Origin of the sequence: Pseudomonas sp. GXM4 (assembly GCF_008923895.1) — a bacterium.
Classification (GTDB): Bacteria; Pseudomonadota; Gammaproteobacteria; order Pseudomonadales; family Pseudomonadaceae; genus Aquipseudomonas; species Aquipseudomonas atacamensis.
In genome coordinates, this window is record NZ_WBRZ01000249.1 from 1 (window position 1) to 7,947 (window position 7,947).

Genomic DNA, 7,947 nt, shown 5'->3' on the forward strand with positions numbered 1-7,947 from the left:
GAGGCAAAGTCAAAAGATCGCAGCCTCGTTGCACTCGTCAGCTCCTACGGGGGGACGGTGTCAGGCTCAGACACGAAACGCGCTGATCAGTTGTTTGAGCTCAACCACCTGCGCCGACAGCGCACGGCTGGCATCTTCGGTCTGGTGTGCACCTTGTGCTGTGCGTTCGCCAGCGCGATTGATCTCGACGATGTTCTGGTCGATGTCATGGGCCACGGCGGTCTGCTGTTCCACGGCAGCGGCGATCTGCTGGTTCTGATCGACGATCATGCCCACCGCGCCAAGAATGTTCTCCAGCGCCTGCTGGACCTTCTCCGACTGGCCCACCGTGCCATTGGCCATCTGATGACTGACGCCCATGGCCTTCACCGCCGCGCCGACGCCACCATGCAGTTTGGCGATCATCTGTTCGATTTCTTCGGTCGATTGCTGGGTGCGCTTGGCCAAGGTGCGTACTTCGTCGGCGACCACGGCAAAACCGCGCCCCTGCTCGCCGGCCCGCGCGGCTTCGATAGCGGCGTTGAGCGCCAGCAGGTTGGTCTGTTCGGCGATGCTCTTGATCACCTCAAGCACACGGCTGATCGACTGGCTGTCGCTGGCCAGTTGATTGATCACCAGCACCGACTGGTCGATTTCGCTGGCGAGCGCGGCAATGCTGCCCTGTTGCGATTCCACCAGGCCGCGCCCGCTGAGGGTTTCGTCGTTGACGCTGTGGGCGCTGCTCACCGCCGCAGCAGCACTGCGCGCGACTTCCATTGAAGTCGCCGACATCTGGTTCATCGCCGTCGCCACTTGTTCGATCTGCGAGCGCTGCCCGGCCACAGCCTGATTGCTCTGCGCCGACACGCTCTCCACCTGCCCGGCCTGTCGCTCGACTTCGCCAACGGTGTGGCCCACGCGTTCGATCAAGTCGTGAATCTTCTTCACCGTACCGTTGAACACCTCGCCCAACTCGCCCAGCTCATCGCGGCTGCTGGCCTTGAAGTTGACGGTCATGTCACCGGCGGCGACCTTGTCCATCATCGCGCCCAGGCTTTTCAGGGTGGTCCGTGTCGAGGCGTAGAAACCGCCATAAAGATAGAAAATCAGCACGAACACCACCGACAACGCAGAGGCTTGCAGAATCATGTGCGTGCGGTTCTGCGCCAGACGCTGCTGCAACTGGCTGTCGAGAAATTTCAGCGTGGCCTGATTGAGCTGGTAGGTGTGTTCCATCAGCCCGGTGACCTGATCGTAAAATGCCTGCCACGGCGCATCGAGGGTGTCGGCCATCACCACTTGTTCTTCGAACAGCTCGCTGGCCTGCTTGAGCGAAGCCTTGCTGGTGTCGGCCTGGGCACTGAGGGATTCGCGCGCAGCACTGCTGGAACCGAGGGCGTCTTGCAGTTTCAGGGCGTACTCGGCCTGGAGTTTTTCGATCTGCACCAGCAACTCGTCGAAGCGCGTGCTCGAGGAACTGTTGAGAAAGCCCTGGCCCAACGAATACGAACCCATCGCCCGGCCTTCGCCGAGGGTTTGCGTCACGCTGGGGGTAATCAGCGTCACCAGTTCGCTGAGCTGACGAATGTCGCTCTGGTTGTCGCGGCTCAACCCGGCCTGACTGGTGATGATCTGGCTGAAAATCTGCGCACTGGCCAGCAACTTGCCGATCAACGCGCTTTTGCTTTGCAGCGAGCTCTCCGCCTGCTGGGCCTTGAACGCGGCGATCATTTCATCGCGCTTGGCCTCGAATTGCTTGATCTGCTCGGGATCTTCGGTCATCGCCGTCAGCCCTTCGAGGCGCGCGAGCACAGCCTGCTCCAGCGTCTGGATCTGCGCTTCGACATTGCCGGCCTTGCCGGACTGGCCGAGGGTGACGTCGATCTGCACCAGATTGTTCAGGGTTTCCACATCCCGACGCAGGCTCAGGCTGCTGCCCAGCAGGTCGAGGCTTTGCAGTTCGACGCGGGTGCCCTGAAATTCGCGATAGGAGTCGCGCACCAGATAGAAATTGGTCACCAGCATCGGCACCAGGAACAGCACGCTGATCAGGCTGAACTTCATGCCGAAGCTCAGACGGTTCATCAGCGAGACGGCGGGATAGAGCAAGCTCTTCACTGGAAGTCTCCCTTGGTTTTTCTTGTTTTTATTGGCAGGCGCGGGACGAAAGCAGATAGCCACTATCGGGCGCTATCTCTGTATAGCGTAAATCGGCGGGAGGTTTTGTAACTTAAGGTTAATGGCAATGCAGTGATCGCCAAATCAAAAGCAAAAAGATCGCAGCCTTCGGCAGTTCCTACAGGGAAATGCGTTCCAAGGTAGGAGCTGCCGAAGGCTGCGATCTTTTGATCTTGCTGTAATCAGTGAACCAGAACCGTCCACAAGGCAAACCCGGCATACCACAGCACCGCCGCGCGCAGCAGCAATTCCCACAGGCAATCGAGGGTGTTGATGCCGTCCGGGCCGACCACTGGCGGTGGAACTTCCCCGGCTGCCAGGCCGACCTTGTTGATCAACTGCGCAGCGCTGATGTTCCAGTTCAGCAGCTCATGCAGCATCACCCGGCTGACCGCGACGAAGTTGCCGACCAATGCCAGACTCGCCGCCAGCAAACGCACCGGCACCCAATCGAAGGCATGACGCAACTGCGCAGCACGCTCGACCAGCGCCGGATTGCAGCCGTGCTCTTCGGCCAGCGCCAACAAGCGATAAGCCAATGCCGCCACCGGCCCGAGGAGGAAGTACCAGAAGATCACCGCGAAGAAACTCTGATACGCCTGCCACAGCAGATGCCCCTGCACTTGCTCAAGCAATTGCTCGCCACTGTCGGCGCAGATGTCCAGGTCGCGCTTGGCCACGTGGGCCGCCGCTTGCAGATCCTCACGGCGCCAGGCATCGCGGAACGGTCCGAGTCCGCCGAGCAGGTCGCCACGCCCGAGGCTGTAAATCACCACCAGCAAATGCACCGGCAGCGCCAGCAAACCGTACGCCACCGGTTCCAGCACCAGCAGCAACAGCGCCAGCAACGCCACCGGGCACAGCACCAGAATCGTCAGCACCAGCCACGGTTGCCTGGCCAGCCGTTTGCTGTTTTCGAGTTTGTGCAGTTCGCGGATCCATCCGCCGTCGCGTTGAAGCCGATGGCGCAGGGCCGAAAACTTCTCGATCCACACCGCCAGCAGTAACACCAGAAAACTCATTGTCCTTCCTCTTTTGCCAGGGCTGCGCGGTAGCGTGCCCAGTCGAATGCCGGTCCTGGATCGGTCTTGCGCCCCGGCGCGATATCGCTGTGGCCACAGATACGCTGATCGGTGATCGCCGGAAAGCGCTTCTGCAACTGCCGGGTCAGCGCAGTCAACGCTCGATACTGTTCATCGGTAAACGGCAGATCATCGGTGCCTTCCAGCTCGATGCCGACGGAAAAATCGTTACAGGTTTCACGACCCTCGAACACTGAAACGCCTGCGTGCCACGCCCGCGCAAGACAGGAGACAAACTGGGTGACTTTGCCGTCACGTTCGATCAGAAAATGCGCCGATACGCGCAGGTCAGCGATGCCTGCAAAGTAGGGGTGTTCGGTGACATCCAGACGATTCTGGAAAAACTCCTGCACCTTGCCCGTGGCGAATTGCGCCGGCGGCAGGCTGATGTTGTGGATGACCAACAGGGACACTTCGCCCGCCGGGCGCTCATTGAAGTTGGGCGACGGGCAGATCTGCACGCCATGACACCACCCGCTCGCGGGATCCAACTGCATACCGATTCCTTCAACGCCGACCATGTGGGCGCCCAGTATGCCGCGATCCGCCCTCACCGCGCGATCACTTGCCGCGATTGAGTCGCCGCAGGTCGCCCAGCACCGATTCCAGTGCGCGGTCGAACAGCAAGGTGTCATCCAGCGCACGCGCGGCGCCTCGGCTGAAAGCCAAGGCGAGGTCGGTGCGGCTGTGCTCCAGCACTTTCGTCCCGGTGCGGTCGACGAAGACGTATTTGCCGGTCTCTTCGATGATCGCGGCGAGTTTGCAACGCAAGCTCTGTTCGTCGTCTGCGTCGAACACCACCCAGTGGCCCACACGCAACTGCTCGACCTGAGACAGACCGGCAGCGTCTTGCGCCAGGCGCGGCGCCGGGGTGGCTGCTGCCTGGTCGGCACTGTGCTGCAAGACCTCGGGCGTGACTTCGATCAGCGGCGTAACGCTGTGATCGGCGTCGTCGGAACGTTCCAGCACGCGTACGTGCAGAGCCTCCAGCTCACTGAAAAATTCGCTGGTGGCAAACGGGTCGAACGCGGTGCTGCTCAGGCCATCGCGCAGTGACTTGAGCAAACCCGGGACCAGTGCCAGCAGGCGCAGGCTGGATTCGCCGTCGTCATGGCGCTGCACGCTCCAGACCAACTGTTCCATGGTCTGCACGTCGGCGTGCCATTCGGCGGACTGATCGCCGTGCTTGAGGCAGGTCAGCAACAGCACTTTGCTCCAGGCCTGCTGGACGAAACTCACCACCGTCGCCGGCAGCACTTTGCCCAGGAGCGTCTGTTGCAACGCCTGCGCGACACGCCGCTGAGCCAGCTCGGCCTTCGCCCGGCCTTCCTCGGCATCCCGCAAGCGTTGTTCCAGCAGTTCAGTGCGACGACGTTCTTCCTGAGTGAAGGCGAGGAAGTCGGCGAGCAGTTCGGAGAAGATCGCCGGGTCGTCGACAAACTCGCTCAGCAAACGCTGCACCACTTGCTCGATGCGCACGTAGAGGTTGTCGCGCTCAGCGCCGTCGCAATCGCTCCAGCCCATTGCGGCCTCGGCGATTTCGTTGAGCAGGCGCCGCGCCGGGTGCGTGCTGCGGCTGAAGAAACTCTTGTCCAGCACCGCAACCTTGAGCATCGGAATCTGCAATCGACCGATCAGCGCCTTGAGCGCATCGGGCACATTGCGATCGTCGAGGATGCAGTCGAAAACCATGGCGATCAGGTTGATCACATCTTCGTCGGCAGTCGCGACAACGCGGGAGCGGCCACTTCGGACGCTGACCCGGGTCAGCAACTGTTCGAGCTGATGACGCAGATCGAAATCCTCCTGGGCCTCCAGCGCCGGTACGTATTGCTGCAAGTGCGACAACAACCGCAGCAGGTCGCGGGTGTTGATCGGATGCGCCGGGGCGCCGGGCTCCAGGGTCGGTGTGACGCGGCCGCGCACCTGGGCGAGCAATTGCTGCATCGCGGCGAACACTTCCTCGATGCCTTCGTCCGCTGGCGGCTCGTCGAGATCTTCAATCAATGTGTCGCTGTCCGCAGGCTCGACCATGCGACGAGCCACGGCGGGCTTCAGATGTGGCAACACGCCGGTGGCGAGCAACAGCTGATTGGCCTCGCCATACAGCTGCTCGGTGTCAGCCAGCACATAGCGTTCGAACAGCTTGAGCAGGATCAGCTTGACCTTGATCTCGACGCCGAGATTACGCCCGGCCTGCAGGAAATATTCGCAGAGCATCGCCGGACTCAGCGGGTTGTGCTGATCGTCCAGACGCTTGCCGAGCATCGAGCTGAAGCGTGCGGTCAGTTGATCGAGAGCGAAGCCGTCGCGCTTGAGCACGCGACTGACCATGGTCTGCACGGCGACGGTACGCTCCATGGCATCGGTGCGCGGCGCCGACTCTTCGACCACCGGCGTGCGTGGCAGGGTGTTGGCGGCGGGGTCGTATTGGGTAAGGCCGGCGAAAGCCTCAAAGAACAGTTCAAGAAAGCCGCGCTCGATGTTCTTGCGCTTGAGGCGCAGGTCGCGCATGGCTTCGAAAAAGATGTTCTGATCGACGTCGTTGCGCGCCCGGTCGGCCATTTCGAACAGCGTGTCGTCAGCGTTATCGAACAGCTCCTGCAAATCGTGGCGCAGCTGCTGCGCAGCCTTGTCGCGAACCTGCAGCAGAATCACCGGCAAGCGGGCAAGCGGCGAGTGGTCCGCCAGATCGGCAGTCGCCCGGTGCAAAGGCACCACTTTCCCGTCGTTGCGCATCCAAGCCTCCTGGAACGGTGATTCGGTTCGTCGCTTTCGACACTGCCCCAGCGGAGTCGTTCGTCAAAGCCATGACGTCAAATACAAGGCGGATTATCTGGCAAAAGAGGCCGGCGATGCTATAGGCCTCAGGGTTTCCCCTATACGCCATACACCTCGCACTCAGCGCAGGAAAATCGACCAGATGCGCCAGGCACGCACGTTCTCGCCTTGGGTTGGCTCGCGCCCTGCCCCTATAATCGAACCACTTTGTTTGTGGAGTCCGTTATGCCGAATCTACGTCTCGCCGATCTGACCGCCGAAATCGAAAACAACGTGCGCCGTGCGTTGCTCGAAGACGTCGGCAGCGGCGACATCACCGCGCAACTGATCCCGGCCGAACGCCTGGCCAAAGCCACCATCATCACCCGTGACGACGCCGTCATCTGTGGCACCGCATGGGTCGATGCGGTGTTTCGCCAGCTCGATCCGCGCGTTGCGGTGCATTGGCAAGTGGTCGACGGCCAGCGGGTCAAAGCCAATCAGCCGCTGTTTCATCTGGAAGGCCCGGCGCGCTCATTGCTGACCGGTGAACGCAGCGCGCTGAACTTCCTGCAGTTGCTGTCCGGCGTGGCGACGCGCGCGCAGTACCTGGCAGACTTCGTCGGCGAGACGCAGGTCAAGTTGCTCGACACCCGCAAAACCCTGCCCGGCCTGCGTCTGGCACAGAAATACGCCGTAACCTGCGGCGGCTGCCACAACCATCGCATCGGTCTCTACGACGCCTTCCTGATCAAGGAAAACCACATCGCCGCCAGTGGTGGCATCGCCGAAGCCGTGGCCGCCGCACACAAGATCGCCCCGGGCAAACCGGTGGAGATCGAAGTGGAAAGTCTTGAAGAGCTGAAGCAGGCGCTGGAAGCCGGCGCCGACATCATCATGCTCGACGAACTGAGCCTGGACGACATGCGCGAAGCGGTTCGCCTGACCGCCGGCAAAGCGAAACTGGAAGCCAGCGGCGGCATCAACGAAAGCACGCTGCTGCCGATCGCCGAAACGGGCGTCGATTACATTTCGATTGGTGCGATGACCAAGGATGTCAAAGCGGTGGACCTGTCGATGCGACTAAGCCTCTAAACGCAGCGGCAAGCTACAAGCTACAAGCCAAGCGACTCTGCTTTGACTTGCAGCTTGTAGCTAGAAGCTCGCAGCTGCTCTTATACGACGAGATTATTCATCTCGCAGTACTCTTCCCACTCGACACCCAATACTTCCGCCGCTTCCTTGTGCAGCACGAGGCGCTGCGCCTCGAACTCCTCCGGCGTGCTCGTGTACTTGAGGGTCAGCTCCCACGGCTGCAAGCCCTGCGCTTCGGCTTCGTCTTCGAAGGACCACTGGATCTGGTCTTTCTGATCATCGGGACTCAGGTCCTTGATCTCATCCTTCAGTTCCGGCACATCCAGAAGGTATTTTTCCAGCGCTTGTTCGTGGCGTTGCTCTTGGGTCAATTCAGTCATGGGGTTCTCGCTGATCTTAGGAATGGAGGATGGATCTGGATCATCAAGGATCTCTCTGACGCGGACTGGCCGGCCTTCGGAACCATTCGGGATCATCTGAAAACTGCTAAGCGATGCTCATGCAGGCACCGAATATAGGACGTTTGCATGACGAATTACACGGCTCTTTACATCTCTTGCACAAAAAGCTGACCTGCGGAACATGTATCGACGTGGCACGCTGAGGAGTTGGTGCCCGAGACAGGAATCGAACCTGCGACCTTCGCGTTACGAGTGCGCTGCTCTACCGGCTGAGCTACACGGGCGGTGGGCTAAACCTAGCACCGGACTCGAGCTGCGGCAAATTTGTGGGTTGTCTGATGGTTTTCTTTTGAGAACCACATTTGTGGCGAGGGGATTTATCCCCGTTGGGCTGCGAAGCGGCCCTGAATCTGGCACCTCGGTGTTTCAGGCGGTCCGCAGTGTCTGGTTTT

At 60.8% G+C, this 7,947-nt stretch carries 6 protein-coding genes, 1 tRNA gene and 1 pseudogene; 1 reads left to right on the forward strand and 7 read right to left on the reverse strand.

What is annotated here, in order from left to right; all coding sequences use genetic code 11:
- Window positions 1-66: 66 nt before the first annotated feature.
- The 5 genes and pseudogenes from F8N49_RS28685 to F8N49_RS22590 all read right to left on the reverse strand — a co-directional run bounded on the left by F8N49_RS28685 (window position 67) and on the right by F8N49_RS22590 (window position 5,978).
- Window positions 67-996 carry a methyl-accepting chemotaxis protein gene (locus F8N49_RS28685; RefSeq protein WP_371915159.1) on the reverse strand — a complete coding sequence of 310 codons (930 nt, stop codon included), beginning with the start codon at window positions 994-996 and terminating at the stop codon, window positions 67-69.
- A pseudogene (locus F8N49_RS28690) lies at window positions 973-2,064 on the reverse strand (methyl-accepting chemotaxis protein); the annotation flags it as partial. The gene F8N49_RS28685 and the pseudogene F8N49_RS28690, both read right to left, overlap by 24 nt.
- A gap of 275 nt (window positions 2,065-2,339) precedes the next feature.
- Window positions 2,340-3,179 carry a regulatory signaling modulator protein AmpE gene (ampE, locus tag F8N49_RS22580; protein WP_016771744.1) on the reverse strand — a complete coding sequence of 280 codons (840 nt, stop codon included), beginning with the start codon at window positions 3,177-3,179 and terminating at the stop codon, window positions 2,340-2,342.
- Window positions 3,176-3,736, reverse strand: a complete 561-nt coding sequence (gene ampD, locus F8N49_RS22585) for a 1,6-anhydro-N-acetylmuramyl-L-alanine amidase AmpD (protein WP_024011575.1) — start codon at window positions 3,734-3,736, stop codon at window positions 3,176-3,178. The genes ampE and ampD overlap by 4 nt, the downstream gene beginning before the upstream one ends.
- A 64-nt stretch (window positions 3,737-3,800) precedes the next feature.
- Window positions 3,801-5,978 carry a DUF1631 domain-containing protein gene (locus tag F8N49_RS22590; RefSeq protein ID WP_151552673.1) on the reverse strand — a complete coding sequence of 726 codons (2,178 nt, stop codon included), beginning with the start codon at window positions 5,976-5,978 and terminating at the stop codon, window positions 3,801-3,803.
- A 267-nt stretch (window positions 5,979-6,245) separates the two neighbouring features.
- Here F8N49_RS22590 and nadC point away from each other — a divergent pair, with 267 nt between their 5' ends.
- On the forward strand, window positions 6,246-7,094 hold the full coding sequence (gene nadC / locus F8N49_RS22595; protein ID WP_016771747.1) for a carboxylating nicotinate-nucleotide diphosphorylase: 849 nt from the start codon (window positions 6,246-6,248) through the stop codon (window positions 7,092-7,094).
- An 80-nt stretch (window positions 7,095-7,174) separates the two neighbouring features.
- On the opposite strand, the gene F8N49_RS22600 is transcribed toward nadC, so the two are convergent.
- Both F8N49_RS22600 and F8N49_RS22605 read right to left on the reverse strand, forming a co-directional pair.
- Window positions 7,175-7,474 (reverse strand): DUF6388 family protein, encoded by a 300-nt coding sequence (locus F8N49_RS22600; protein WP_016771748.1) that lies wholly within the window; start codon window positions 7,472-7,474, stop codon window positions 7,175-7,177.
- Window positions 7,475-7,703: 229 nt separating this feature from the next.
- Window positions 7,704-7,779: transfer RNA gene (locus F8N49_RS22605), tRNA-Thr, on the reverse strand.
- Between the last annotated feature and the right edge of the window lie 168 nt (window positions 7,780-7,947).

Bases quoted from the DNA above. Each gene is read 5' to 3' on its own strand.
- F8N49_RS28685 (WP_371915159.1), bottom strand. From the start codon at position 996: ATGACCGTCAACTTCAAGGCCAGCAGCCGCGATGAGCTGGGCGAGTTG.
- ampE (WP_016771744.1), bottom strand. From the start codon at position 3,179: ATGAGTTTTCTGGTGTTACTGCTGGCGGTGTGGATCGAGAAGTTTTCG.
- ampD (WP_024011575.1), bottom strand. From the start codon at position 3,736: ATGCAGTTGGATCCCGCGAGCGGGTGGTGTCATGGCGTGCAGATCTGC.
- F8N49_RS22590 (WP_151552673.1), bottom strand. From the start codon at position 5,978: ATGCGCAACGACGGGAAAGTGGTGCCTTTGCACCGGGCGACTGCCGAT.
- nadC (WP_016771747.1), top strand. From the start codon at position 6,246: ATGCCGAATCTACGTCTCGCCGATCTGACCGCCGAAATCGAAAACAAC.
- F8N49_RS22600 (WP_016771748.1), bottom strand. From the start codon at position 7,474: ATGACTGAATTGACCCAAGAGCAACGCCACGAACAAGCGCTGGAAAAA.